General features: G+C 65.4%; 26 protein-coding genes and 1 other RNA gene. 13 read left to right on the top strand and 14 right to left on the bottom strand.

Annotation, left to right across the window (positions count from 1 at the left end):
* Positions 1-131 precede the first annotated feature (131 nt).
* Both QN413_RS01520 and QN413_RS01515 read left to right on the top strand, forming a co-directional pair.
* A complete protein-coding gene (locus tag QN413_RS01520; protein WP_323494907.1) occupies positions 132-1436 on the top strand; it encodes a Zn-dependent hydrolase in 1305 nt (434 codons plus the stop codon).
* A complete protein-coding gene (locus tag QN413_RS01515; RefSeq protein WP_323494905.1) occupies positions 1433-1933 on the top strand; it encodes an ureidoglycolate lyase in 501 nt (166 codons plus the stop codon). Before QN413_RS01520 ends, QN413_RS01515 begins: the two co-directional genes overlap by 4 nt.
* Positions 1934-1979: 46 nt before the next feature.
* Here QN413_RS01515 and QN413_RS01510 read toward each other — a convergent pair whose 3' ends face one another.
* From QN413_RS01510 to QN413_RS01480, 7 genes are all read right to left on the bottom strand, one after another.
* Positions 1980-3158 (bottom strand): amidase, encoded by a 1179-nt coding sequence (locus QN413_RS01510; protein WP_323494904.1) that lies wholly within the window; start codon positions 3156-3158, stop codon positions 1980-1982.
* A gap of 20 nt (positions 3159-3178) precedes the next feature.
* Entirely contained in the window at positions 3179-4207 is a 1029-nt protein-coding gene (locus QN413_RS01505; RefSeq protein ID WP_323494903.1) for an ABC transporter ATP-binding protein, read from the bottom strand.
* Positions 4200-5318 (bottom strand): ABC transporter ATP-binding protein, encoded by a 1119-nt coding sequence (locus tag QN413_RS01500; protein ID WP_323494902.1) that lies wholly within the window; start codon positions 5316-5318, stop codon positions 4200-4202. The genes QN413_RS01505 and QN413_RS01500 overlap by 8 nt, the downstream gene beginning before the upstream one ends.
* On the bottom strand, positions 5315-6232 hold the full coding sequence (locus QN413_RS01495) for an ABC transporter permease (RefSeq protein WP_323494901.1): 918 nt from the start codon (positions 6230-6232) through the stop codon (positions 5315-5317). Before QN413_RS01495 ends, QN413_RS01500 begins: the two co-directional genes overlap by 4 nt.
* A 4-nt stretch (positions 6233-6236) precedes the next feature.
* Positions 6237-7190, bottom strand: coding sequence for an ABC transporter permease (locus tag QN413_RS01490; protein WP_323494900.1), 954 nt, complete (start codon positions 7188-7190; stop codon positions 6237-6239).
* Positions 7191-7215: 25 nt separating this feature from the next.
* Positions 7216-8916, bottom strand: coding sequence for an ABC transporter substrate-binding protein (locus QN413_RS01485; RefSeq protein WP_323494899.1), 1701 nt, complete (start codon positions 8914-8916; stop codon positions 7216-7218).
* A gap of 134 nt (positions 8917-9050) precedes the next feature.
* The gene (locus tag QN413_RS01480; protein ID WP_323494898.1) at positions 9051-9884 is read right to left on the bottom strand and encodes an IclR family transcriptional regulator; all 834 of its coding nucleotides are present in this window, start codon (positions 9882-9884) and stop codon (positions 9051-9053) included.
* 110 nt (positions 9885-9994) lie between these two features.
* Between QN413_RS01480 and pyrC the strand changes: the two genes are divergently transcribed.
* From pyrC to htpX, 4 genes are all read left to right on the top strand, one after another.
* Positions 9995-11032 (top strand): dihydroorotase, encoded by a 1038-nt coding sequence (pyrC, locus tag QN413_RS01475; protein WP_323494897.1) that lies wholly within the window; start codon positions 9995-9997, stop codon positions 11030-11032.
* Positions 11029-11937, top strand: coding sequence for an NYN domain-containing protein (locus tag QN413_RS01470; RefSeq protein ID WP_323494896.1), 909 nt, complete (start codon positions 11029-11031; stop codon positions 11935-11937). The genes pyrC and QN413_RS01470 overlap by 4 nt, the downstream gene beginning before the upstream one ends.
* Positions 11913-12746: a DUF3025 domain-containing protein gene (locus QN413_RS01465; protein WP_323494895.1), complete on the top strand. Its 834-nt coding sequence runs from the start codon at positions 11913-11915 to the stop codon at positions 12744-12746. Before QN413_RS01470 ends, QN413_RS01465 begins: the two co-directional genes overlap by 25 nt.
* Before the next feature lie 109 nt (positions 12747-12855).
* Positions 12856-13731 (top strand): protease HtpX, encoded by an 876-nt coding sequence (gene htpX / locus QN413_RS01460; RefSeq protein WP_323494894.1) that lies wholly within the window; start codon positions 12856-12858, stop codon positions 13729-13731.
* Positions 13732-13863: 132 nt separating this feature from the next.
* Here the strand turns inward: htpX and QN413_RS01455 are convergent, their stop codons facing one another.
* The 3 genes from QN413_RS01455 to QN413_RS01445 all read right to left on the bottom strand — a co-directional run bounded on the left by QN413_RS01455 (position 13864) and on the right by QN413_RS01445 (position 17252).
* A complete protein-coding gene (locus tag QN413_RS01455) occupies positions 13864-14874 on the bottom strand; it encodes a ProQ/FINO family protein (protein WP_323494893.1) in 1011 nt (336 codons plus the stop codon).
* Positions 14875-14908: 34 nt separating this feature from the next.
* On the bottom strand, positions 14909-15532 hold the full coding sequence (locus tag QN413_RS01450; protein ID WP_323494892.1) for a flavin reductase family protein: 624 nt from the start codon (positions 15530-15532) through the stop codon (positions 14909-14911).
* 70 nt (positions 15533-15602) lie between these two features.
* Entirely contained in the window at positions 15603-17252 is a 1650-nt protein-coding gene (locus tag QN413_RS01445; RefSeq protein ID WP_323494891.1) for an NAD(P)/FAD-dependent oxidoreductase, read from the bottom strand.
* Between the two features lie 188 nt (positions 17253-17440).
* Here QN413_RS01445 and QN413_RS01440 point away from each other — a divergent pair, with 188 nt between their 5' ends.
* Positions 17441-18268 (top strand): hypothetical protein, encoded by an 828-nt coding sequence (locus tag QN413_RS01440; protein ID WP_323494890.1) that lies wholly within the window; start codon positions 17441-17443, stop codon positions 18266-18268.
* 66 nt (positions 18269-18334) lie between these two features.
* On the opposite strand, the gene cysK is transcribed toward QN413_RS01440, so the two are convergent.
* Positions 18335-19273 (bottom strand): cysteine synthase A, encoded by a 939-nt coding sequence (gene cysK / locus QN413_RS01435; RefSeq protein WP_323494889.1) that lies wholly within the window; start codon positions 19271-19273, stop codon positions 18335-18337.
* A 64-nt stretch (positions 19274-19337) separates the two neighbouring features.
* Here cysK and rnpB point away from each other — a divergent pair.
* Positions 19338-19674: RNase P RNA component class A (gene rnpB, locus QN413_RS01430), an RNA gene on the top strand.
* A 22-nt stretch (positions 19675-19696) separates the two neighbouring features.
* Here the strand turns inward: rnpB and QN413_RS01425 are convergent.
* The 3 genes from QN413_RS01425 to QN413_RS01415 are packed head-to-tail and all read right to left on the bottom strand — an operon-like array spanning position 19697 to position 22461.
* On the bottom strand, positions 19697-20446 hold the full coding sequence (locus QN413_RS01425; protein WP_323494888.1) for an RNA pseudouridine synthase: 750 nt from the start codon (positions 20444-20446) through the stop codon (positions 19697-19699).
* On the bottom strand, positions 20443-22119 hold the full coding sequence (locus QN413_RS01420; protein ID WP_323494887.1) for an MBL fold metallo-hydrolase: 1677 nt from the start codon (positions 22117-22119) through the stop codon (positions 20443-20445). The genes QN413_RS01425 and QN413_RS01420 overlap by 4 nt, the downstream gene beginning before the upstream one ends.
* A gap of 24 nt (positions 22120-22143) precedes the next feature.
* Complete coding sequence (locus tag QN413_RS01415) at positions 22144-22461, bottom strand: cell envelope biogenesis protein TolA (RefSeq protein ID WP_323494886.1); 318 nt, start codon at positions 22459-22461, stop codon at positions 22144-22146.
* Between the two features lie 206 nt (positions 22462-22667).
* Here QN413_RS01415 and dapF point away from each other — a divergent pair, with 206 nt between their 5' ends.
* From dapF to QN413_RS01390, 5 genes are all read left to right on the top strand, one after another.
* Positions 22668-23543 (top strand): diaminopimelate epimerase, encoded by an 876-nt coding sequence (dapF, locus tag QN413_RS01410; RefSeq protein WP_323494885.1) that lies wholly within the window; start codon positions 22668-22670, stop codon positions 23541-23543.
* A gap of 39 nt (positions 23544-23582) precedes the next feature.
* Positions 23583-24278, top strand: coding sequence for a DUF484 family protein (locus QN413_RS01405; protein WP_187054330.1), 696 nt, complete (start codon positions 23583-23585; stop codon positions 24276-24278).
* 47 nt (positions 24279-24325) lie between these two features.
* Positions 24326-24931 carry a YdcF family protein gene (locus tag QN413_RS01400; RefSeq protein ID WP_323494884.1) on the top strand — a complete coding sequence of 202 codons (606 nt, stop codon included), beginning with the start codon at positions 24326-24328 and terminating at the stop codon, positions 24929-24931.
* On the top strand, positions 24915-25898 hold the full coding sequence (locus QN413_RS01395; RefSeq protein ID WP_323494883.1) for a tyrosine recombinase XerC: 984 nt from the start codon (positions 24915-24917) through the stop codon (positions 25896-25898). Before QN413_RS01400 ends, QN413_RS01395 begins: the two co-directional genes overlap by 17 nt.
* 159 nt (positions 25899-26057) lie before the next feature.
* Positions 26058-26939, top strand: a complete 882-nt coding sequence (locus QN413_RS01390; protein WP_323494882.1) for a nitrilase family protein — start codon at positions 26058-26060, stop codon at positions 26937-26939.
* The last annotated feature ends 55 nt before the right edge of the window (positions 26940-26994 follow it).

Below are 26994 nucleotides of genomic sequence, written 5' to 3'. Positions count from 1 at the left end.
CCAGCGGCCCGGCGGAGCCGGTTCCGCGGTGTCTCACCAACAAAAAGCCCCGCTGTGCGGGGCTTCTGTTTTGCGGGATCATGGTTGCTTTCGATGCCAGTTGTCGGCACGGTTTCTGCTGCTTAATCTTTATGACCGACACACTTTTTCCGACGCTCGCTGCCTCCGCCACTTCTGCTACCCCCGCTGCCTCCATCGCCATCGACTCGGAGCGGCTTTGGCAATCGCTGATGACGCTCGCGCAAATCGGTGCGACGGACAAGGGCGGCGTGTGCCGTCTTGCGCTGACCGATCTCGACCGGCAGGGGCGCGAACTGTTCGTGCAGTGGGCGACCGAGGCCGGTTGCACGGTGCGCGTCGACGCCATCGGCAACATCTTCGCGCGCCGTGCGGGGCAAGACGCATCGCTTCCGGCGGTGGCCACTGGCAGCCACATCGACACGCAGCCGACCGGCGGCAAGTTCGATGGCAACTACGGCGTGCTGGCGGGGCTCGAGGTGTTGCGCACGCTGAACGACGCTGGCATACGCACCGTGGCGCCGCTGGAGATCTGCGTCTGGACCAACGAAGAGGGCTCGCGCTTCGTGCCGGTGATGATGGGCTCGGGTGTCTATGCCAGCGCCTTCACGCTCGACCACGCCTTGACCGCCGCCGACCGCGAGGGCGTCACCGTGGCCGACGCGTTGAAAAGCATCGGTTTCGACGGCAAGGATGCGGCATCGGTGGAGGCCGGCGCACCGCGCTTCGGCGCGTACTTCGAGGCCCACATCGAACAAGGGCCGGTGCTCGAAGACGCCGACATTCCGCTTGGCGTGGTGACGGGTGCGCTCGGCCAGCGCTGGTACGACGTGGTCGTGACCGGCCAGGAAGCCCATGCGGGCCCGACGCCGATGGGCTTGCGCCGCGATGCGCTGCAGGGCGCCACCGGATTGATGCAGACCGTCAACAACATCGCGATGAACGAGCAACCCAACGGCCGCGGCACCGTCGGCTACGTTCAGGTACACCCCAACTCGCGCAACGTGATTCCGGGGCGTGTGACCTTCACTGTCGATTTTCGTCATCCGGACGACGCAGGGTTGAGCCGAATGGACGCCGCCTTGCGCAAAGCCTGCGCTGCCCTCGGAGTCGATGGCCGACTCGAGGTGACCGTGGCGCAGACGGTGTACTTTCCGCCCGTCAAGTTCGCCGAGCAGCTGGTGCGCGCAGTACGCGACGGCGCCGCGCGCGCAGGGCTCGCGCATCAGGACATCGTGAGCGGCGCCGGCCACGACGCTGTGTACGTTGCCCGCGTCGCGCCGGCGGCGATGATCTTCGTGCCGTGCAAGGACGGCATCTCGCACAACGAGATCGAAGACGCCAAGCCCGAGCATCTGGCCGCGGGTTGCAACGTGCTGCTGCACGCGATGCTCGACCAGGCCGGCATCGCTGCATGAAACTGATCGCGCAGCCGCTCACCGCCGACGGCTTCGCGCCCTACGGCACGATGATCGCGGTGCATGACGACTTCGAGGGTGGTCGGCTCATCAACGGCGGTACGACGCGCCGCTTCGATCTGATCGACGATCTGCATTTGGGTGCCGACGGCGGGCGGCCCGTGCTCGCATTGTTCCGAGCACAGGCCCGCAGCTTTCCACATGCGGTGACGGAGATGGAACGGCACGCACTCGGCAGCCAGACCTTCGTGCCGATGGGTGGTCAGAGACGCTTCGTGATCGTGGTCGCTCGGGCGGGTGCGGCGCCGAGTGCCAATGCGTTGACCGCCTTTGTCACCGATGGTCGTCAAGGGGTCATGCTCGCACCGGGTACATGGCATCACGCGCTGTTGGCTGTAGACGCGGGGGATTTCGTCGTGGTGGAGCGAGTCGCTGCCACGGTCGATTGCGATGTATCCGAGGTGAACCCGACCGTTAGCGTGACGTGGGCTGGTTAAGTTCGTGAGGCGTCATGGCGCTGACGACCTTCCCGTCAAGTGCTCGCTATGTCGCGATGCGCTCAGCCAGTGCAATCAACGACCGGTCCGAGCCCGCCGGTCCCAGCAACGAAATGCCCAGCGGTGCGCCATCGCGTTTTGCCAGCGGCATCGACAACTGAGGAAAGCCGCTGAGCCCTGCAACGCACAGCATGCGGATCGCCTTGTTGCGGTAGTCCTCGAGGCTTGCGTCGGTGGCCGCGCGCAGCGGTGCAATGTCGGGCATCGTCGGCATCAGAAGCACGCCGTCATTGCCGAGCAGCTCGGTCAGCTTGGTCTTGAAGGCGGTACGGAAGACGCGGGCCTTGCTGACTTGTTCGTCCGTGACATCGCGTGACCAGGCGAAGCGCTCGGTGACGCCGGGACCGAGTGGCGGCGCGTAGCGCTCGATCAACGGGCCATCGGTGAGCCATGCTTCGCGCGCTTGCACGTAGCGAAAGTTCCAGTACATCGCGTCCCATGACTCGAGCGCGATCTCCACGGGCTCGACTTGCCCGAGCACCGACTGAACCTGCTTCGTTACCTCGTCGAGCGCCTCGACCACCGGCGCGTCGAGCATTGCCCAGATGTCTTCGGGCCACAGCATGCGAACGGCGTCGGGCAGCGGGTGTGCATCGTCACCCAACAGCACCTCACCCACTCGCGCGAAGGTGCCGACGTCGCGCGCGAACCAGCCCACCGTGTCGAGGCTCGGCGAAAGATCGAGTACCGCTTCGAGGCTGATGCGGCCGTGCGTCGGTCGGATGCCGTACAGGTTGCAATGATTCGCCGGCGCGCGCACCGAGCCGCCGGTGTCGCTGCCGAGGGCGAAGTCGCACAGGCTCGACGACACCGCCGAGGCCGAGCCGGACGACGAGCCGCCGGTGATGCGGTCCTTCGCGGCACCGTTGATTGGTGCACCGAAGTGCGCGTTGTTGCCGTTCATCGAAAACGCGAGTTCGTCGGTCACGGTCTTGCCGACGAAGCGTGCACCGGCATCGAGCAGCTTCTGCACCGACGGCGCAGTGCGCGTCTTGATGCCGGACATCGCCAGCACGATCGGACTGCCGCCGCCGGTCGGGTAGCCGGCCACGTCGTACAGGTCTTTGACCGCGAAGCTGAGATCGGCGAGCGGGCCGGTGGCTGCGCGCGGCACGGCGACATCGGGATAGGGAACGAAGGCGTGGGCAGGGTCGTGCAGTGGCATGGTCTAGTCTCCTTTGGAAATCACACGGCAACAGGCGCAACAGGCGCAATCGCCGCCGCCCGATCCGTGTGGATGCACCGCGCATGATGCTCCGGTGCGACTTCGATCGACGGCGGCTGCGCGGTGCGGCAGGCTTCGGTCGCCAGCGCACAGCGCGCGGCGAACGCGCAGCCGGGTGGCAAATCGGACAGGTCGGGTGGCGCACCGCCGATCGTCTCCAGCCTCACGCCCCGCGCCATCGCACCTTCGGCGCGGCTCTTCAGCAACGCGATCGTGTACGGATGCCGCGGCGTCAGGATGAGGTCGCGTGCAGTGCCTTCTTCGACGATGCGGCCGGCGTACATCACCGCGATGCGGTCGGCCACTTCGACCGCCGCACCGATGTCGTGCGTGACGAAGATGACCGACAGGCCCAGGTCGCGCTGCAGGTCGCGCAACAGCAAAAGAATCTGGATCTGCACCGTGGCATCGAGTGCGGTAGTGGGCTCGTCGGCCAGCAGCACCTTCGGATTGCAGGCGAGCGCCAGCGCGATCATCGCGCGCTGGCGCATACCGCCGGACATCTCGTGCGGGTAGGCCGAGAGGCGCCTTTGCGGACTCGGGATGCGCACCTTCTCGAACAGCGCCAGCGCACGTGCCGCCGCTTCGGACCGGCTCGCACCGTCGTGTCGGCGAATCGTTTCGATGATCTGTGCACCGACCGTGTAGACCGGGTCGAGCGCGAGCAACGGCTCCTGGAAAATCATCGCGACTTCTTTGCCGCGCATGTCCGACAGCGCGCGTGGGCTCATACCGAGCACGTCTTGCCCGTTGACTTCGAGCTTGCCGGTGATGCGTGTGCTGCGCTCGTTGTGCAGCCGCATCACGGTGCGCAGCGTGACGCTTTTGCCGGAGCCCGACTCGCCGATGAGCGCGACGACTTCGCCTTGCTGCAGCTGCAGGTCGACGCCGTTGACGGCCTCGATCTTTTTTCCGGGTGCGATGAAGTTGACGCGCAGGTCTTTGAGTTCGACGGCGAGGCCGGCGACCTTGGTCGATGCGTCAGACATGCGCCGGCTCCGCTGTTGCGGCTGTCGCGGCTGTCGCAGCATGCAGCGCCGCGGGTTCCGGCATGTCCGGAAAGTCCGCCGTCGGCACATAACCCGAGCCCGGCTGCCAGCGCAAGCACGCCACGCCATGGCCCGGCGCCGTCTCTGCAAAAGCCGGCATCTTCTGGCTGCACACCGCCTGCGCGAACGCACATCGCGTGTGAAAGCGGCAACCCGATGGTGGATCGATCGGGTTCGGCGGATCGCCCGACAAAGGCGCCTCCGTCGTGCGCTGCATCGGATCGCCGCTCGGCATCGAGCGCAGCAGCGCCCGTGTGTACGGATGGCGCGGCGCATCGAACACCTGCGCCGATGTGCCGATCTCGACCACCTGGCCGAGGTACATCACCAGCACGCGGTCCGACATGTAGCGCACCACGTGCAGGTCGTGGCTGATGAAGAGATAGGTCAGGCCGAAGTCGCGCTTCAGGTCTTCGAGCAGGTTGAGCACCTGCGCTTCGACGGATTTGTCGAGGGCGGACACCGCCTCGTCGAGGATCACCAGCCGCGGCTCCAGCGCCAGCGCACGCGCGATGTTCACTCGCTGTCGCTGACCGCCCGACAGCTCGTGTGGATAGCGCCCCGCGAAACGCGCCGGGTCGAGCCCGACGCGCGCCAGCAGGTCGTGCGCGCGGTTGAGCGCATCGCGGCCCGACACGCCGTGCACCGTCGGCCCGAAGGCGACCGAGTCCTCGATCGTCATGCGCGGGTTCAGCGACGAGTAGCTGTCCTGGAACACCATCTGCGTCTGGCGCCGGAAGTCGCGCAACGGCAGATCGCGTGCGCCGACCGTCGCGCCATCGAAGACCAGCTCGCCGCTGTCCTGCACGATGAGCTGCATCAGGATGCGTGCGGTGGTCGACTTGCCGCAGCCGGATTCGCCGACCACGCCCAGCGTTTCGCCTTTGAGAATTTCGAAGCTCACGCCATCGACCGCACGCACGGCCGGCTTGGGACCGCGGCCGAACCCGAACCCGCTGCGCTTCAGCGGAAAGTGCTTCTTCAGGTCCTGCACGCGCATGAGCGGCTGGCGCGGCCCGCCGACGTCGGCATTGCTGCCGGCCTTAGTCATTGCTTCACCTCCATAGCCGCGCGCAGGCCATCGGCCAGCATGTTGAACGACACCGAGGTGATGAAGATCAGCACGCCGGGAAGTGCAGCGATGAGCGGCTGGCTGTAGATGGCAGTGCGCAGGGTGTTGAGCATCAGGCCCCATTCGGGTTGCGGCGGTTTCACGCCGAGGCCGAGAAACGACAGGCCTGAAGCCAGGATCATCGACACTGAAATGAGACTGGTCGAGTACACGAAGATCGGCCCAATCACGTTGCCGAAAACATGCCGCCGCACGATCGTGAAGGCCGGCGCACCGGATGCGCGCGCCGCATCGACGTAGTCACTGCGCCGCACCTGCGTCGTCACGCTTTCTGCGATGCGGGCGATCTGCGGCACGAACACGACGGTCAACGAAATGAGCGCGTTGGTGATGCCGGCGCCGAGCGCGCCCGAGAGCGCGATGGCCAGCAGCACCGACGGAAAGGCATACAGCACGTCGATGCACCGCATGATGACGGTGTTGACCTTGCCGCCCGCATAGCCGGCCAGGATCCCGACGCCGCTGCCGATGACGAAAGCCATGATCACCGGCGCGATCCCCATGAAGAGCGAGAGTCGGCCACCGAGCATCAGGCGCGACAGCATGTCGCGCCCCAGCTCGTCGGTGCCCAGCGGAAAGCCGGCCGTGCCGACCGGCCGCAAGCGCTTGAACATCGAGGTCGCGAACGGGTCGCTCGGCATGATCCACGGCGCCAGCAGTGCGACGAGGATCAGCAGCGCGATGATGCCGGCGGCAGTCATCGCGATCGGATTGCGCACGAGGCGGCGCAAGACATTGGCGCCGTGGCTGGCGGAGCGCACGGCGTGGGTGAGTTGGACCGGCAGTGTGCCGGCCGTCGGGGAGCCAGGTGCGGTGACAGAAGTCGTCGACATGGCTTCAGGCCCTCTCGATGCGAGGATCGAACAAGGTCTGCAACACGTCGACCAGCAGATTGAGTGCAACGAAGAACAGTGCGAGCACGAGGATGGTTCCCTGCAGCAGCGGCAGGTCGCGCTGGAAGATCGCCTGGTTCAGCAGAAAGCCGGTGCCCGGCCAGGCAAACACGGTCTCGATCAATATCGATCCGCCGAGCAGGTAGCCGAGCTGCAGGCCCATGACCGCGAGGGCCGTTGGTGCGCAGTTCTTGACGACGTGCCTGAACACGCCGAATTCGCTCAGCCCGCGCGCACGCAGGCCGATCACGAACTCCTGCGACAGGATGTCCGCCACCAACGCACGGACGGTGCGCGCGACGATGCCCATCGGAATGAACGACATGGTGACGGCGGGAAGGATGAGGAACTTGATGTGTTCAACGTCCCACTTCCACAGCGCAGAACCGTCAGGCCCGGCGCCGGTGGCCGGCAGCCACATGAGCTTGGCCGAGAAGATGATGACGAGCACCATGCCGAGCCAGTAGTGCGGCAGGCTGACGCCGATCACCGAGATGAAAGAGGCCGCGCGGTCCATCCACGACTTGCGAAAGTAACCCGCGACGAAGCCGAACAGCGAACCGAAGGCAAAGCCGATGAGCGTCGCCAGCGCGGCGATCATGAAGGTGTTGCCAACAGCCTTGAAAACCTCCTGCGTGACCGGACGCGCCGTCGCGATGGAGGTGCCGAGGTCGCCGTGCAAGGCCCGCCAGATCCACAGGCCGAACTGCACCGGCCACGGCTTGTCGAAGCCGTAGATCTTCATCATCTGCTGCTGCAGGTCGGCCGAGGCATCGGCCGGCAGGATCGACACCAGAGGATCGCCCGGCGCGATGTGCACCAGCATGAAGCAAAGGAACGACACGCCCAGCATGATGGGCAGGGCGTAGCCGATGCGGCGCAAGAGATAAGAAATCATGGGGCGCCGCGAGCTGGGGGCGAGCTCAATCCATGCTCATCGTTGCCAGGTCGATGAACCAGCTCTGCGGCTGTACCACGCCCTTGATTTTCGGCGACAGCGCGCGCGGTCCGACGTCGTGAGCGACGAACAGGAACGGGGCCTCGTCGACGATCTTCGCGTGCAGGTTGGCCAGTGCCACGTCGCGCTGCTTCTCGTCGAAGGTGGTGCGGGCCTTGTCGACCAGCGCATCGACTTCCGGGTTACTGAAGTAGCCCCAGTTGTTCGACACCGGCGGGAAGGCCTTGGTGCTGACGAAGCGGACCATCGCGAAGAACGGGTCCATGGTCGCAGCGCTCACGTTGGTGGCGTGCGCACCGTGGGCGCCCGGGTCCTTCGCGCCGAGGCGCCAGCTGGAGAACAACGTGTTCCATTCGACGACGTCGAACTGCACGTCGAAGTAGCACTCCTTCAGGCTTTGCTGGATGAATTCGTTCATCGGCAGCGGCTGCATCTGGCCCGAGCCCGATGCCGAGGTCTGCACCTTGACCTTGACCGGCTTGCTCGCAGAGTAGCCCGCTTCGGTCATCAGCTTCTTGGCGGCGGCCGGGTCGTACTTGATCTGGAAGGTCGGGTTGCCGCGCCACGGATTGCCGGGCTCGGCCACACCGGTGGCCTCGACCATCAGGCCGCCGAGCAGCTCTTTCATGGCGGTGCGGTTCAGGCACAGGTTGGCGGCGTAGCGCACCTTCTTGTCGGCGAAGGGCGAGTCCGGGAGCATCGAGAACTGCCATGGCCAGAGGTGCGGCTGCAGGTTGGAGTACAGCTTGAAGCCGCGGCCCTTGATGGCTTCGAGCGCATCCGGTGCGGGGGCTTCGATCCAGTCGACCTGGCCCGACAACAACGCTGCGGTGCGCGAGCTCGCCTCAGGCAACGGGAGCATCACGACGCGGTCGATCTTGGGGCGACGGGCGGCGTCCCAGTAGTCCGGGTTCTTCACGATTTCAAGGCGTTCGCGCGGCACGAACTTCGATGCCTTGAACGGGCCGGTGCCGGAGAAATCGGCGGCAAAAGCGGTCCACGCGGCCTTGCTGCGCTCGGCCTTGTCGGTCACGGTGGCGGGCAGTGCGGCCAGCTTCTTTTCCCACTGCACGGGCGAGGCCATGAAGAGGTTGGTGAGGTTGATCGGCAGAAACGAATCGGGCTCCGACGTGGTGAGTTCGACCGTCAGGTCGTCGATCTTGCGGGCAGTGCGCAGCGTCGGCATGCGCGATGCGGTCACACCGATCTGCGCGGGGTCGAACTGGGGTGCGTCCTTGCGAAGTACCTTGTCGACGTTCCACACCACGGCGTCGGCATTGAAGGGCGAGCCGTCGTGGAACTTGACGCCGGGGCGCAGCTTGAACACCCACTTGGTGCGGTCGGAGGCATCGACGGCCCACGAAAGCGCCAGGTCGGGAATCACGACGCTGGCCTTGGTGGCCGACGTCAGGTCCCATTGCGTGAGGCTGTCGTACATCGGAATGCCGGTGAAGCGATTGCCTTCGTAACCTTGATCGGGCTGGCCCGAGGTGCGCGGAATATCGCCCGCCGTCATGGCGATGCGCATGACTTTTTCCTGGGCGAGCACTGCAGTGCTGATGAGCGACAGCGCGGCTACCAGCAGCGCGCCCGAGCGGACGCCGAAGCCATGGCCGAGGCCACAGCGTGGTGCGGCAATGCGGGTCGGCGAAGTGGGGGTGTTCATGAAGAGCGACCTTTGAGTTTCGGAATGCCTTTGTTCAAGCAAGCGACATGCCAATCGAATCGTCCTGATGAAATCGATAGTCGATATTGAAGAATCAATTTGGTGCGCGATGCGAACGGGTGCGGTGCGGCGACTCAGTGAGCGATAGCGCTCGCGATGGCACGGGCGCATTCGATGACCATCGGCGCGAGCTTCTTGCGTGCGTCTTCCATGGTCCAGCGGCTGGTCGGCGGCGACAGGTGCACCGCGCCCAACGCGTCGCCTTGTCGGTTGAGGATCGGTGCGCCGATGCCCATGTCGCCGAGGAAGAGTTCTTCGGCGTTGGTCGCGTAGCCGACGCGACGGCATTCGGCGATGCGCGCCATGATGGGTTTGATGTCGGTCAACGTGGACGGGGTGCGAGCCGGGCGCGGCGCCATTTGCAACAGCGCCAGCACCTGGTCGTCGGGCAAGCTGCTGAGCCACGCCCGGCCCGAGCTGGTGCAGTACATCGGAATGCGCATGCCGACGGGCGTCAGCACCGGAATGAACTTCGATGTCATGAGCTGCGCGACGTAGACCATCTCCGCGCCGACAGGCTCGGTCACGCTTGCGGTCTCTCCGCTCGCGTTCGCCAGCTGCGACAGGTACGGGTGCGCGATCTTGATGAGCGCATTGCCTGCCAGGTAATTGAAGCCGAGCTCGATGGTGCGCGGCAGCAGCTGAAAACGCCGCGTCTGCGGATGCTTGCCGATGTAGCCCAGCACCTGCAGGGTGTGCACCGTGCGCTGCGCCGAGCCCTTGCTCATGTCGGTGCGCTCGGCGAGTTCGGCCAGCGTCATGGTGCGATGCGCATCGTCGAAAGCGCGCAGCACCGCGAGACCTTTTTCTAGCGACTGGTTGAAGAGTGGGTCGGAGTCCGGCGCGGGCGCCGCGGCAGGCGGCGGCGATGCGGGTGGTGCTGCCCGACGTGTGGACTTGGTTGTCATTGAATCTGGATACCGCTGAATCGGTAGTCGATTTGAAAGTGCATCGCTCGAGCAGGTTCCGTGCCGGGCGTACCTCGCTCCGGGACAAGGCCAGACGACAATGCCGGACCATGACCAGCATCTCCTCCCTCACGATCACGCGTCCCGACGACTGGCACCTGCATGTGCGCGACGGCGCCGCGCTCGAAGCCGTGGTGCCGCACTCGGCACGCCAGTTCGGCCGCGCACTCATCATGCCCAACCTGCGCCCTCCCGTGACCACGGCCGAGCAGGCGCTCGCATACCGCGACCGCATCCGCGCGGCAGTGCCGGCCGGCGTCGACTTCGAGCCGGTGATGTCGCTCTACCTCACCGACAAACTGCCGCCCGACGAAATCGCAAGGGCGGCCGAAGCCGGCGTGCGCGCGCTGAAGCTGTACCCGGCCGGCGCCACCACCAACAGCGATGCAGGAGTGACCGACATCCGTCACACCTACAAGACGCTCGAGGCCATGCAGAAGCACGGCTTGCTCTTGCTGATCCATGGCGAGGTGACCGACCCCGCCATCGACCTGTTCGACCGCGAGGCGGCCTTCATCGATGGCGTGATGATCCCGTTGCGGCGCGACATGCCCGAGCTCAAGGTCGTATTCGAGCACCTGACGACGAAAGAGGGCGCGCATTACGTTCGCGATGCCGATCGATTCACCGCCGCCACCATCACCGCCCATCACCTGCTCTACAACCGCAACGCCATCTTCACCGGTGGCATTCGCCCGCACTACTACTGCCTTCCGGTGCTCAAGCGCGAAACGCATCGCGTGGCACTGGTCGAAGCAGCGACCAGCGGGAGCGACCGCTTCTTTCTCGGGACCGACAGCGCACCGCACGCTGCGACCCTGAAAGAAAACGCCTTCGGCTGCGCCGGCTGCTACACCGCGCTCACTGCGATCGAGTTGTACGCCGAAGCCTTCGACGCCGTCGGCGCCATCGACAAGCTCGAAGGCTTCGCCAGCTTTCACGGCGCGGATTTCTATGGCCTGCCGCGCAACGCCGGCACCATCACGCTGAAGCGCGAGCCCTGGACCGTGCCGGAAGAAGTACCGTACGGCGAGGCCACGGTGAAGCCACTGCGCGGCGGCGAAACCCTCAACTGGAAGCTCGCATGACCCCCACTCCCCGCGTCATGCTGCTGATCGACGCCGACAACGTTTCGTCCGATGTCATCGAGCAGGCCGCGCAACGCACGATGGCCGTGTACGGCGCCATTCACGTGCGCCGCGCCTATTGCAACGCCGAGACCGCGCTGAAGCAGCAGGCGCTGTTCAAGCGCTTGTCGGTGCGGCCGATGGTCAACATCTCGGCCGGCAAGAACAGCACCGACATCGCACTCGCGGTCGATGCCATCGACCTGGTCATCGCCGAACGCCCGCACGTCGTCGTGCTGGTGTCGTCCGACTCCGACTTCGCGCCGCTAGTGATCCGCCTGCGCGAAAAAGGCTGCCGCGTGTGTGGCATCGGACAGCAGGGCAAGACGGGCGAAGAGACGATTGGCGTGTACGACGAGTTCATCGACCTGGCGCACAAGAGTGCGTCGTCGGCGACAACGCGTGTGGCGCCGGCCGCGGCTCCACGCGCGGCTGCAGCTCCGCGTCAACCAGCGCGAAAGGCAGCGTCGAACCGTTCGGCTGCCAAGTTTTCCGACGAGGCATCGCAGGCCGACGAACTCCCGGTTGCCCGAGCTACGTCGCCTGCACCGAACGCACAGAGCACACCAGTCGCTCCACGTGCGCCCGCAGCGCCCCGCAAAACCGCGAGCCGTTCCGCCGCCCGCAAGAACGCGCCCGTGAAAGTGTCCGCACCTTCCGAGGCGGCGGAGTTCATCCTGAACGCCGCGCCTGCGCTGCGCAGTGGAACCGACGTGCCGCTCAACGATGTCGCGAAGGCGCTGCGCACCGCAGGACTGCTCGGCAAGCACGGCAGCTCGCTCAAGCTCTTCGACAAGCTCACCGACGAGTTCGTCGTGCTGCAGCACCCGGACCGGATTCGATGGACCGGCGGCCCGACCCGCTGAACCTGTCCGGGGTCGACTGGGCCCGTCCCTGGTTGGCGCACTGTCGCGACATCGGTCAGGCAGTGGCGCAGTCATCGCAGAAAACCTCCGTGGCGCAGGCGTTGCAAGCGGTCTCGTTCGGTATGCCGATCGATACTGGCGGTATGGGCGGGCTCTGCGCTCCGGCCTTCGTGCCGCAAAGCCATCTGCCACCCGATCGTGCCTACGAAGCGCACATCTTCGAGACCGGTACCGTGCCGACGCGCAACAACTTGCACGATTTCTTCAATGGGCTCATCTGGCTCGCATTCCCGCTGACAAAGAAGCGTCTCAACGCATTGCAGGCGGCTGAAATCGAACGCGCCGGCGTCGGCGCAGCGCGCGGTCCATTGCGCGATGCGCTCACGCTGTTCGATGAGAACGGCGCGGTACTCGATGCGCCGCCTGCGGTGTGGGAAGCGCTGCTGGCGCGCGACTGGCAACGACTTTTTGTCACCGAACGTGCGGCGTGGCAAGAGGCGCGGTTGCTCGTGTTTGGTCATGCGCTGCTAGACAAGCTGTGTCGACCGCGCAAGGGAATGACGGCCCACGTGTTGCTCGCGCCCGGCGCTTTCGACTCGACCCGATCGATCGGAGCCGACGATGCCGCGATAGCGCGTGCGCTCGATCCGGCGCACTTGGCCACCAAGCCTTTCGTGCCTTTGCCGGTGCTCGGGATACCGGGCTGGTGGGTCGATAACGAGAACTTTTCCTTCTATGATGACCCGGACATCTTTCGTCCCTTCCGACCCCGAGAAGAAGCAACCAACAAACAGGGCCGGCGCCTTTAAAACCATTGCGCTCGCAGGGCGTGAAGCTTGAAGCGGGACGTTTCGGCTCCCATCTTCCGGTTTGTTGTCGCGGTCTGTTGTCGCCTTCTTTCCCCACGGAGAAATCAACTTGAAACGCATTCTTCTGTTCGTGCTCACCAACGTGATGGTCGTCGCGGTGCTGGGCGTCGTGTCGAGCCTGCTCGGCTTCAACCGCTACCTGACATCCAGCGGGCTTAACCTGCCCGCACTGCTCGGCTTCGCGCTGGTGATGGGCTTTGGCGGGGCGATCATTTCGCTGCTCATCAGCAAGCCGATGGCCAAGTGGACGGCTGGCATCCGCATCATCAACAACCCACAGTCGGCCGATGAAGCATGGATCGTGGAGACGGTGCGCAAGTTCGCCGACACCGCCAAGATCGGCATGCCCGAGGTCGGCATCTTCGAAGGCGAGCCCAACGCCTTCGCCACGGGCGCGTTCAAGAATTCGTCGCTGGTCGCCGTGTCGACCGGCCTGCTGACGAACATGACGCGCGAAGAGGTCGAGGCCGTCATCGGCCATGAGATCGCACACGTGGCCAATGGCGACATGGTCACGATGGCGTTGATCCAGGGCGTGATGAACACCTTCGTCGTGTTCCTGTCGCGGGTCATCGGCTACGCCGTCGACAGCTTTCTGCGACGCGGCGATGACCGCAATTCCGGGCCCGGCATCGGCTACATGATCACGACGCTGGTGCTCGACATCGTGCTGGGCTTCGCCGCGCAGATCGTCGTCGCGTGGTTCTCGCGCCACCGAGAATTTCGCGCGGATGCAGGATCAGCCAGCTTGATGGGCAGGAAGCAACCAATGATGAATGCGTTGGCACGGCTGGGTGGGTTGCCTCCGGGCCAGTTGCCCAAGTCGGTCGAGGCAATGGGCATCACCGGCAGCATCGGCAAGCTGTTTGCCACGCATCCGCCGATCGAAGAGCGCATCGCTGCGCTGCAGAACGCCAAGGCTTGAGACTTTGAGTGCGGGGATAGCGTCTGGCGTACCCCTTCCGCTCATGTCCCCGAACACGCCCCGCTGTCTCCTCTGCAAAACGAAAAGAGCCGGCAACCTCTTGCCGGCTCTTTTAACTGGATCGCCGGATCTCTATTCGGCGTGGCCAGCATCTTTCGCATCGTCGGACGGCACAGCATTCGTCGTTGCTTCTGCTTCTGCTTCTGCTTCTGCTTCAGCAGCTGAAACAGCTTCAGCAGCGGCAGCCGCCGCAGCCGCAGCACGCTCCGCCTCCGCAGCCTTGTCGCTGCGAGCGCGTTGGAGGATTCGCTTTACTTCGACTGGGTCCATGCCGTACATGTCGGCGAACCCTGCTTCGTCCTTGCCGCTGGCTTCGAACGCGCGCAGCAGCGCTTCACGCTTGGCGGCCTGACGACCGAGCTCGGCCAGCGCTTCATCGAGCGCCGCATTGGCGCCCGCGTCACGTGCTCGCACTCGCTCGGCATAGACCTCGCGCGGCATCCCCGAAGCTTCGATCGCCGCGATGATCCGTTCCTGCAGTTGCGGACGCAGATCGTCTTTCGAGCGGGCTTGACGGCGCTTGAACACTTCGAGGATCGCGTGGTGCACATGCTCTGGCGCAACTGGCTCGACCGCATTGCCGTCGAGGTCGTGGCGCGCATGGCCGGCAGCGACGCTCTCCAGGTAGCGGGTCGAGCGGGCATGCAGACCCATCGCGACCTTCAGCTCTTCGGTCTTGAAGGTGTCGGGATGGCGCGCTATCAGGTCTTCGTACGTGCCGAGCTTCAGCGGCAGGAAGCGGGCGCCGAACAGCTTGGGGTGCAGTTCGAACAGCTGCTCCAAAACCGGATGCACCTGGCGCGCCGGACGGGGCGCGCGCTGGTCGCGCTGGCCCTGGTGTGGCTGCTGACCGCGTTGCCCTTGCGGTCCCTGTTGCCGCCCTGGCTGTTGCTGTTCCTGGCCGGCGGTCGGCCTTTGGCCCCCACCTCGACCAGAGCGCGGCGGCCGCGAGTTGCGGCGTGGCTCGTTGGGTTCCGTCGCTGCGTTCGATGGGGCGCCCTCGGATGCGGCGGTCGTGTCTTGGGCCGGCGCAACGGGCGTGTTCACCGCGGTGGGTTCGGTCTGGATGGCGTCTTCGGTCATGGGGTCGCTTGCAAGAAAAATCGGTTGTCTCGGATCAGCGCGGACGGCGCATCAGGAAGCGATTGTCGGCGGTCACTGCAAAGTAGTCCGCCGGACCGCCGCCACGCAGTATCGGCTCGGCCGCCGCGGTGTCGTAGATGCCATCGTTCAACAGCCGCCGCGCGATGTGCACCGCGACCACTTCGCCGAGCACCAGCCAGCTCGAAATGGCGGTGCCATCGGCGGCTTGAAGTTGCACGATCTGTGTCAGTTTGCACTCGAAAGACACCGGACTTTCAGCCACGCGGGGCACGTCGATCTTTCGCGATGCCACGGGTGTCAGGCCGGCAAGCTGGAACTCGTCGACATCGGCAGGCACCGAAGCGCACGACAGGTTCATCTGCTCCGCCAGCGGCCGTGTTACCAGGTTCCACCCGAACTCTCCGGTTTCGCGGATGTTGTGCAGGCTGTCCTTCGCGGTGATGCTCGAGAAGCCGATGATCGGCGGCGTGTAGTTGAAGCCGTTGAAGAAGCTGTAGGGCGCGAGGTTCAACACGCCCGCCGCGCTTTTCGACGAGATCCAGCCGATCGGTCGCGGACCGACCATGGCGTTGAACGGATCGTGCGGCAGGCTGTGACCGTTGGCGGGTTCGTAGTAGTGAAAGTCGTCTTCGATCATCTTTTCGCTTTCGTGAGGTCTTTTGTTCGTTGGCCTTGAAGGCTTCGGCTGCAATTTCAGTGACGTGGGTTCAGTTCGAGGTCGCGAGCACGCCACGCGCGACTGCCTCGGCAACCTTGATGCCGTCCACCCCCGCCGACAGAATCCCGCCCGCATAACTAGCCCCTTCGCCGGCCGGATACAGCCCGCGCACGTTGAGACTCTGATAGTCGTCGCCGCGCGTCATGCGGATGGGCGACGAGGTGCGTGTCTCGACGCCGGTCAACACCGCGTCGTGCAGGTCGAAGCCTTTGATCTTGCGGCCGAATGCCGGAAACGCCTCGCGCATCGCCTCGATGGCATAAGCGGGCAGGGCTCCGCGCAAATCGGTCGGCGTCACGCCCGGCTGGTATGAAGGCGTCACGCTGCCGAGCGCGCTCGATGGCTTGCCCGCGACGAAATCGCCGACCAGTTGACCGGGTGCGCGGTAGTCGCTGCCGCCGAGCACGAAGGCGTTGGATTCGAGCTCGCGTTGCAGCACCATGCCGGCCAACGCGTCGCCCTTTTCAGTGGCAGTCCAACCCGGGAAATCGCGCGGCTCGATGCCGACCACGATGCCCGCATTGGCATTGCGCTCGTTGCGCGAGTACTGGCTCATGCCGTTGGTGACCACGCGCCCATGCTCGCTGGTTGCCGCGACCACCGTGCCGCCCGGGCACATGCAAAAGCTGTAGACCGCACGTCCGTTGCTCGCGTGGTGCACCAGCTTGTAGTCCGCCGCACCGAGCAGCGGATGACCGGCGTGCCGCCCCCAGCGTGCACGATCGATCAGCCCTTGCGGATGCTCGACGCGGAAGCCGATCGAGAACGGCTTGGCATCGATGTGCACGCCGCGCGCATGCAGCATCTCGAAGGTGTCGCGCGCGCTGTGGCCGAGCGCCAGCACGACGTGGTCGGCACGCAGCTCATTGGTCGCACCGGTGGCCCGATCGAGCACCGACAGGCCTCGAATGTGGCCGTCTTCGATGCGCACGTCCGCCACGCGTTGCTCGAAGCGGATCTCGCCGCCCAACGCGACGATTTCTGCGCGCATCGTCTCGACCACCTTCACGAGCTTGAAGGTGCCGATGTGCGGATGCGCGACATAGAGGATCTCGGGCGGCGCACCTGCCTTGACGAATTCCTCCATCACCTTGCGGCCGAGAAAGCGCGGGTCCTTGATCTGGCTGTAGAGCTTGCCGTCCGAAAACGTACCGGCACCGCCTTCGCCGAACTGCACGTTCGACTCCGGATCGAGCACGCCCTTGCGCCACAGTTTCCATGTGTCGAGGGTGCGCTGTCGCACCGACTTGCCGCGCTCCAGCACGATGGGTTTAAAGCCCATCTGCGCCAGCACCAGTGCACAGAAGATGCCGCACGGCCCAAAGCCGACGACCACCGGGCGCAGCGGCATGTCGGCCGGCGCATGAGACGGCGCGCGCCACACCATGTCGGGCGCAGGCTGGATGTGCGGATGCGCCGCGTGCTGCGCGAGGAGAGCAGCTTCGCGTTCCGTGTCGACCAGCGCGACGTCGACGATGTAGACCGTGAGCAGGTCGACCTTGCGAGCATCGAAGCTGCGTTTGAAGACGTTGAAAGTGGCGATGTCGGTGGACGCGACACCTAGGGTGCGGAACACCAGTTCCGGTAGCGCCTCTTCGGCGTGCCCGAGCGGCAATTTGAGTTCTGAAAGTCGGATCATCGTAAAGGCTCGTGTTCATCAAGCAGGGCGTGAATATAGGCCAGTCTCATGCGAGGTGCGCACGACGAGTCGTGCGAGCGTGTGGAGGCGTGCACTCGACCGGGTGCCGAACAAACCTTGGGGAAGCGTGACCGACTGCGCAGGCGCACGCTGAGCACAGGGACCGGGGCCTCGGACAATTCCTGCCCATGTCACACACACGCTCCTTTCCCTCTTGCGCTGCTCCTCGCTGCGCCCTTGTCGTCGCCATTGTCTTGACGCTCGCGGCCTGCGGCACGCGCAAGCCCGCACCGCCTCCATCGGCCGATCGGCTTGCTGCGATGGCCACGGCGCTCGCAGTCCAGGAGCAGCGGCTGGCCGTCCTGGCCAGCGACACCTCGGACGATTCGCCCATCGTGACCCGCGTGGTGTTCAACCGCGGCATGTACAAACCGGGCATCGAGCGGCTGCGTGTCGTGCGCCGGCAAAACACCGTCAACAATGTAGCGGCGCAGGTCGCGCTCAATATCGCCTTGATCGCACTGACACGCGGCGCCGCCGTGCAGGGCTTCTCCAAGGACGAGCTGGCCGGGGATGAGATGCCGGAACTCGCGAATGATCCCGTCTCCGCGAATCCCGCGAGCCAGGACGTCGCGAACGGCCTCGGCCGAATGGCGACGCGTTTCTACGCACGTCGCGCGATCGAGGCGGTCGCAGTGGCCAAGACCGATGGATCGACTCCCGAAGAAATTGCAGACGCCTCGCAGATACCCAAGGACTTGGGGACCGCGCTGAACCCGACCGGCTGGCAGCTGGTGTACGAGAACATTGCCTCCGGCGACGATCTCTATCGTCTCAAGTTCGGCGCCCAACTGGGCCGAACCTTCAAGGGCCCGGTGGTGTGTGGCTACGTGTCGGAACCGCTGGGGTGGGCCGCCTGGCAGGTCGATGGCTGGCAGCACTTGCGCGAGGAGCGGGCCAAGGCGGTGACACGGTGCACCACCGACCTGGGTGCCTATATCGCCGCCAACTGGTAGCGGCTGTCTGAGATCGACGCAGGGCGGGCGGCACCCCCGCCGTGAGCGCGCCAGCGACGTTGAACTTCAACCCGGAAGCGCGGGCAGGAAGCCTTCCACCGACAGATACCGCTCGCCCGTGTCGTAGTTGAATCCCAGCACCACGGCATCGGCTGCCAGTTCGGGCAGCTTTTGCGCGATGGCGGCGAGCGTGGCGCCGGACGAAATGCCCACCAGCGTGCCTTCTTCTGCGGCGCTGCGGCGCGCCATCTCGCGGGCCGGTTCGGCATCGACCTGGATCACGCCATCCATCAACGTCATGTCCATGATTTTCGGCACGAAGCCGGCACCGATGCCCTGGATCGGGTGCGGCGCCGGACTGCCGCCGGAGAGCACTGGCGATGCGACGGGCTCGACTGCAAACACCTTCAGCTTCGGCCACTTCGCCTTCAGCACTTTGGCGACGCCGGTGATGTGGCCGCCAGTGCCGACGCCGGTGATCAACACGTCGATGCCACCGGGAAAGTCGGCGGCGATTTCTTCGGCCGTGGTGCGCACATGAACCTCGACGTTGGCCGGGTTGTTGAACTGCTGCGGCATCCACGAATTCGGGGTGCCAGCGACCAGTTCTTCGGCGCGGGCGATGGCGGCCTTCATGCCGCCGGCGCGTGGCGTCAGATCGAAAGTCGCCCCATAGGCCAGCATGAGGCGACGCCGCTCGACGGACATCGAATCGGGCATCACCAGGATCAGCTTGTAGCCCTTGACCGCTGCGACCATGGCAAGGCCGATGCCGGTATTGCCGGAGGTCGGTTCGATGATGGTGCCGCCGGGCTTGAGCGCACCCGATTTCTCCGCGTCTTCGACCATCGCGAGGGCGATGCGGTCCTTGATGGAGCCACCGGGATTGGCGCGCTCCGATTTGATCCAGACCTGCTGCCCCGGCTTTGCGAGGTTGCCGAACAAGCGCTGGATGCGGATGTGCGGCGTGTTGCCGATGGTGGCGAGGATGGTGTCGGCTTTCATGGGTGTCTCCTTCGTTGATTTGCGGAATCTGTGCGGAGGATCATTGTGGCGATAATCGCTGCGTGAAGCACGCTGGACCGCCGCTGGTGCAATCTGGGAAACCAGGCACTGGAGGAACGTCCGGACTGCACAGGACAGCGCAGGAGCTAACGGCTCTCCACCGCGAGGTGAGGATCAGAGCAACAGAGACGAGTCGGTGAAGGGGCAACCCCGATCCGGGTGAAACGGGCAATCTCTGCGCGCAGCAACACCAAGTAGGCCAGTATCGAGGTGGTTCCGCTGAGCTGGCGGGTAGGTGGCATCGAGCTGTTTGGCGACAAACGGCCCAGAGTAATGGCGGTCATGCCGGGGTTCGCAAGAACGCCGGTACACAGAATCCGGCGTACAGGCGCGCTTCACACTAATTCAGCCGACGAGCCGTGTTCAGAACCGCTCGCTCGGCAGCAGGTAGCGCCATTGGCCTGGCAGCAGCCCGGCCAGCGGCACACGGCCGATGCGGATGCGCTTCATCGACAGGATGCGTAGGCCCACGCCATCGCAGATGTGAGCGATCTGCCCTGGTCGCGCACCCTTCAGCGCAAAGCGCAAACCGGTGTGGCCCTCACCCTGCTGGCCAATGCTGACGCGTGCCGGCGTGCGCTCCAGGCGATCCAATATTTCGGGACCCACCGGACCTTCGACGTCGACGATGACCTCGTGTTCCATCACGCCGGCGTCTTCCTGCAGCTTGCGTTCGATGCGGAACTCCTGCGTGAACACAATCAGCCCGCTGGCGCCGGTTTCGAGCGGCGTCATCACGCGCTGGGCTTTCACGTGGTGCGGCAGAAAGCGCAGGCCGGCGCGCTCCGGCTCGTGGTGGTTGGCCGCGAACAGCAGGCGATGCGCCGCATCGGTTTCGGTACCGGCCGGCTTGTGCAGCAGCAGGGTCACCGCCATCACCGGCTGCGGTCGCGCACCGGGTTCGATGTCGACGCGCTGGCCTTCGCGTACGCGCGATTGCGGGACCAGCGCGGGCTCGCCGTCGACCCGCACTGCGCCGCTTTCGATCAGCAGTTCAGCTTCGCGTCGCGAGCAGCCTGCGGCGGCGGCCACGCGCTTGGCCAAGCGGACGCCTTCGTCTACAGAGCCGCTGCGGCTCTCGCGGCTGTTGCGTTTGTCGTCCAGGGCGCTCATTGCGCCGCCAGTCGCTGCAGCCGTTCGACATGCGCTGCCAGCGAGCGAGCCGCCACCGGCCACATGCGCTCCGGCACATCGTCGTAGGCAATCGGCACCCAGTCTTCAACGCTGCCCTCTGGCAGGTGGCGCATGGCGGCGGCCACCTTGGCCTCGCGCCGCAGGCGGTGCGCCTTCAACATCGCGATGGCCTCGCGCGGACTGCCGATCACGTAGCCGTGCGCGGGCAGGATGAACCCGACGCCGTCGTTGGCGCAGGCGATGTCGAGCGTGTCGAGCGAGTTCAGATAAGCCGTCATGTCGCCGTCCGGCGGATCGACGACTGTCGTACTACCGTTCAGGATGTGATCGCCCGAGAAGAGCAGGGCGTCTTCTTCGAGCAGCAAGCACAGGTGGTTGGCGGCATGGCCGGGCGTGTGGATGACGCGCAGCGTGTGCCTATGAGCGGGCGTGTCGGTTTGCGCTGGCGCCGCCAGCGTGAGGCGCTCGTTGTCGTGCAGCGCGCGATCCGGTGTGAACCGCGCGGTCGGACGTGAAGTTGTCGCAGAGGGCAGCCCGAGGATCGGCGGCCGCGTCTTGCACAGCGCCTGCAGCGGCGCAGCGCCCGGCGAATGGTCGGCGTGTGAATGGGTGCAAACGATCATGCGGATGTCGCCCTGCGTCGCGCGCCAGAGCCGGCCGATGTGATCGAAGTCGTTCGGGCCCGGATCGATCACGATGTAGCCGGTCGTCGCGTCGCCCACGATATAGCTGTTGGTGCCCGGGCCGGTCATGGCGCTCGGATTGGGTGCGGTGAGCCGTTGCAGGTTTTTCAGCAGCGGCACGGGAACTTCGTTTTGCCAGTCGAGCGTGTGCAGGATCTGGCCGTCGGGGCACACCATCGCGAGCTCGCCGTACGGCGAATCGGTCTCCATGTAGCGCGCGTCGGCGCCGTCCAGCAGGCCGGCGCGCGGGCAACTGGTCCAGAGCGGGCCTTCCCCTTCCGAGCGATTGGCGCAGGTACCGAGCACTGCATCGACGTTGCCGTAGGCGGCGAGCCGCTCGAGCGTCCGTACCGTCGGGAAGATCATGAAGAAGCTGCCGGACTTGTGGCGCTCCAGCGCATCGGCAGGTCGCACCCAGCAAGGCTCGAACTGCTCGGTTTCGTCCGCGACCGGCGTCTGGCCTTCGGGCATGCGCGCGATCAGGAACGGCACGTCGAATCGCTTCGGCAAATCGCGGTCGGTAATCCAGTGGGCGAAAGTGAAAACCTTGTCGGTGGACAGCAGCAAACCGCGTGCGGCGCATTGCTCGGCGAAGGCGACCGTCGTCGATGCGGTGCTGCGATCCATGTCGTCGATCTCGGCAGCCGCGACCGGGCTGCCATCGGCGTGGTGCGCAAGCAGCACGCCCAGTTCTTCGAAGCTTTCGCGGATGGCCGCGATCGCCTGTGTCAACTGCAAACGGCTTTGGGTGCGGCGTCGTGTCGCGATGCGTCGTGCCGATGTGTCGGCCTCGTCGATTCGACCGCCCGGAAACACGTAGGCCCCGGGCGCGAAACTGGCGCTCGACGACCGCCGAGTCATCAGGACTTCAAGACCGTCGAGTGTGTCGCGCAGCAGGAGCACCGTCGCGGCTGCGCGCAACGGCGCCGACTCACGCGGAGGATGGAGTTGTTGGGTTGAACGAACCATCGCCGCATTATCTGCGGCGGTTTATTACTTGGGCGTGCCGCCTTGCGTGCTCGGGCGCTTGCCGGGCCGGCGCTGGTCACGGGTTTCGGCGCGGGCCTCGCCGGCAACCGCCGCTTTGTCGGTCCCGATGGCGCCGCCTTCAGGGGCCTTGGGCTCGTCACCGCCGGGCGCCTTCAACATGCCGGCTGGTCGCCGGTCTTTGCGCATCTCGCCCGCCTGCGTCGATTTGTCGGTGGCGTAGCCGGGCGTATTGGGTGGCACTGGCACGCCGGGCGGGGTGGGTTGTGCATAAGCACCTGCGGCAAACAGACCCGCGAGAAGAATGGAAAGTGTTTTCGTCATGAGAGAAGCTCCAGAAATGGTTTGAGAATGAAAGATGCAGCGTCAAAGCGCCGCCGTGGAAACCTTTATACGGATGCTGGCCCCAGAAGGATTTGCGAAATCGCGATTGATGCCGGCCGTAACGGTAGGACGATGGCGCTTTCGGCTGTCATAAGGCTTTCACGCCAATCGCTTTGGGGTGCCGGCCCGCCGCCGATAATCCGCAGATGCGAATCCGTTTCACCAAGATGCAGGGCGCCGGCAACGACTTCGTCGTGATCGACGAGACGCGAGGCGCCTTGGCGCTGAAGAGGGCCCAGTACCGCTTCCTGGCCGACCGTCACTTCGGCGTTGGCGCGGACCAGATCCTGACCGTGCGGCCGTCGCCCGGTGCGGGCATCGACTTTCAGTACGTGATCCACAACGCCGATGGCGGAGAGGTCGAGCAATGCGGCAACGGCGCGCGTTGCTTCATGCGCTACGTGCGCGAACACGGGCTGACGACCAAAGCTGCAGTGCGGGTGCAAACGCTCTCTGGCGTCATCGAGCCACGCATGAATGCCGACGGCCGCGTGACGGTCGACATGGGCGCACCGATCTTCGAGCTGCCGCGCGTGCCTTTCGATACGGCCGGCCTCACACCGGTGGTCGAAGGTGGCTGGGAGCGATGGCGTCTGGCGCTCGGCACCCACGCCGACAGCGCGATCGTTTCCGTCGCAGTGTTGTCGATGGGCAACCCGCATGCGGTGCAGGTGGTGGACGATGTCGAAGCCACGCCGGTCGCTGTGCAAGGCCCGCTCATCGAGCACCACCCGCGCTTTCCGCAACGCGTCAACGCCGGCTTCATGCAGGTGGTGGATCGCGCCAACATTGCGCTGCGCGTGTTCGAGCGCGGTGCCGGCGAGACGCTGGCCTGCGGCACGGGCGCCTGCGCGGCTGTGGTTGCAGGCATCCGTCTCGGCCTGCTCGATGCGCAGGTCGACGTGCAGACTCACGGCGGCGTGCTCACGATCGAATGGGCCGGCGAAGGTCGGCCCGTGCTGATGACCGGCCCCGCAACCACCGTCTTCGAAGGCGACATCGAAGTTCCCGACTTCGCCTGATGGCTCCTGAACTTTTCTGACCTGATCGACTGATCCGACATGCCCCACAACATCCACGACAACGCCGCCATGAACCCGATCACCGAGGACGACATCGCCAACTACCTGGTCAACACGCCCGACTTTTTCGAGCGGCATGCGCAGTTGCTGGGCCAGGTACAGCTCACCAGCCCGCACGGCAACCGGGCAGTCAGCCTGCAGGAACGCCAGGCTGAAATGCTGCGCGAAAAAATCAAGGCGCTGGAGCACCGCGTCATGGACATGATCCGGCACGGCACCGAAAACGTGGTCGCGTCCGACCGGCTTCAGCGCTGGACCGCGGGGCTCCTGACCACCCGCGACCCGCGTGGCGTGCCTTATCGCATCGTCGACGAGTTGCAGTCGCTCTTTCTGGTGCCACAGGCGGCCATCAAGGTGTGGGACTGCGAAACCAGCTACCTCAACGAGCCTTACGCGCAATGGGTGAGCGATGACGTGAAGGCGCTCGCCACGTCACTGACCGAGCCGTATTGCGGCCTCAATTCCGGCTTCGAGGCGACCCAATGGCTGGCCGAGCCGCGTGCCGCCGTGTCGATCGCAATGATCCCGCTGCGGGCCGAGCCCGAGTCGCCAGCCTTCGGCATGTTGATCCTCTCGTCGCCCGATGCGCATCGCTTCAATTCAGACATGGGCACGGAGTTTCTGGAGCGCATCGCCGAGCTGGCGTCGGGCGCGCTGTCGCGACTGCGGCCTTGATCGGCTGGCTGCGACGCGCAACGCGGACCGCACCTTGGGTCGCGCCCGTGGCAGGCATTGCGGCCCTGTTGATGGCGGCGCTGGTGTTCGTCTGCGTCGCCATCGGCATCACGGTCTGGCGCGATGCGCTCGATCGGTTGGCCCACCCGCCTGAACGCACCGCCGACGCGGCGCTTGTGCTGGGCAACCGAGCGTACTTGCGCGGCAAACCCAACCCGTGCCTGACCGGCCGTGTCGACGCCGCTCTGGCGCTGGCTTCAGCGGGCCGTGTGCAGCGCCTGGTGTTCTCGGGCGGCGTCGACAGCGAAGACGGCCGCATCGAAGCCGAGGTCATGCGTGCCCATGCTGTCCAGTCGGGCTATGCCGGGCCGATGCTGCTCGAACCGGCTTCCCAATCGACGCGTGAAAACCTGGCGTTGTCGACTGCGGTGTTACAGGCCGCAGGCGTCAAGAGCGTGATCGTCGTGACGGAGCCCTATCACCTGTGGCGCGCGCAGCGTCTCGCGCATGCCGGGGGATTCGATCGGCTTTTCGACGTCCAGTACGCCGCCGCGCCGACGCGTTGCTGGTTGCGCTGGGGCATGGCGTTCAAGGGTGCGTTGCGCGAGCCGCTGGCCATCATCAACAACGCGGCTCATGGCTATCTCCGCTGATCTCGCCCTGGTCGAAAGATACCTGGAGCATGTGCGCGTGGAGCGCCGGCTGGCGGCGCGCACGGTCGAGCTGTATGCCATTCATCTGACGACGTTGTCGGAGAAGGCGGCCGAAGCCCGGCTGGCGTTCGACAAGGTCCAAACGGCCCACGTTCGCCGCTGGATGGCGCAGTTGCACAGTGCCGGCCATGCGCCGCGTGGCATTGCGCTCATTCTTTCTTGCTGGCGCAGCTTCTTTCGCTGGCTCGGCAACGAAGGGCTGGTTGCGGGCAATCCGGTGCAGGACGTGAAGGCGCCCAAGGCGGCGCGGCCGCTGCCCAAGGCGTTGGCCGTCGACGACGCGGTGCGGCTGGCCGACCTGCACGACACCGAAGCCGACCCGTGGACCGAAGCGCGCGACCGCGCCGTCGTCGAGTTGCTCTATGGCTGCGGCCTGCGCGTGAGCGAACTGACGGGGCTCGATGTTTACGCCAGCGCGACCGCGCGCGGCTGGGTCGACCTCGATGCCATGGAAGCCAGCGTGCTCGGCAAGGGCGGCAAACGGCGCAGCGTGCCGGTCGGCTCGAAGGCCGGCGAAGCGCTACTCGCGTGGTTGGCCGTACGTGCCGATTGCGCCGCGCTCGATGTCGCCGCGCAGCGTGATCCGGCCGATGGCGCGGCCTTGTTCCTCGGCGCCAAGGGCACGCGACTGTCCCCTCATGCGGTGTGGAAGCAGTTGCGCGCGCGCAGCCTCAAAGCCGGCCTTGCAGCGCCCGTGCATCCGCACATGCTGCGCCATTCGTTCGCCAGCCACGTGCTGCAGTCGAGCAGCGATTTGCGTGCGGTGCAAGAGCTGCTGGGCCACGCCAACATCACGACGACGCAGGTCTATACGCGGCTGGACTTTCAGCATCTGGCGAAGACCTACGACGAATTTCATCCGCGTGCCAGGGCGCGCCCGACGCCGGAAAGCGGCTCAAAAAAATAACCGTCGAGCCTTCTTGACAATGCGCGCTGACGCTCATTAGAGTCGGTCCTTCGCTGGCAACAATGCCAGCCGCGGCAGCATCGCCGCACTCATCACCGGCAACACTGCCCTCTGCTTGGCGCTTACGCGCAGCAGGGGGCTTTTTTTTGGATTTTCGAAATGGCCCTCTCGCCTTCGACCGCGCAACAGACCCGCGTGGCATGCCTTCAGTTCGAGCCGCTCGTCGGCGAGAAGCAGCGCAACCTCGACGCCAGCGTGCGCCTGATCGAAGCTGCCGCCGCAGAGGGTGCGCGACTGATGGTGCTGCCGGAGCTGTGCAATTCAGGCTATGTTTTCGAGACACGTGAAGAGGCCTTCTCACTGGCTGAAGCGGTGCCCGGCGGACCGAGCTGCGCGACGTGGATCGCCGTTGCCCAACGGCTCGGCGTCACCCTGGTCGCGGGCATCGCCGAGCGCGACGGCAACGCGCTCTACAACGCGGCAGTGGTGATCGGCCCTGACGGCTACATCGGCACTTTCCGCAAAGTGCACCTCTGGAACGCCGAGAACCTTTTCTTCGAACCGGGAAACCTGGGCTTTCCGGTTTTCAACACGCCGCACGGGCGAATCGGCGTGGCGATCTGCTACGACATCTGGTTCCCCGAGACCTTTCGCATCCAGGCATTGAAGGGCGCCGACATCGTCTGCGTGCCGACCAACTGGGTGCCGATTCCCGGCCAGGCGCCGGGGCGCGAAGCGATGGCCACGATCCTCACGATGGCGGCGGCACACAGCAACTCGATGTTCATCGCCTGTGCTGACCGTGTTGGCACCGAGCGCGGCCAGCTGTTCGAAGGACAGAGCCTGGTCGTCGGTTGCACGGGCTGGCCGGTGGCCGGCCCCGCGAGCCGCGTGGTGGAAGAAATCGTCATCGCCGATGTCGACCTGGGTGAGGCCCGGCGCTCGCGCAACTGGAACGCTTTCAACCAGGTTCTGCGCGACCGACGCACCGACGTTTACAGCGAAATGCTTGGCAGTGGGCAGGCGCCCGGCTGGTACTGAGCGCCCTCGGATTCTTCGTTCCCTTTTCCGTTCATCCATTCATTCAACCCGCAGG

This window comes from Variovorax sp. LG9.2 (genome assembly GCF_035018885.1).
Classification (GTDB): Bacteria; Pseudomonadota; Gammaproteobacteria; order Burkholderiales; family Burkholderiaceae_C; genus Variovorax.
This window is presented reverse-complemented; position numbering and strand designations above follow the sequence as displayed.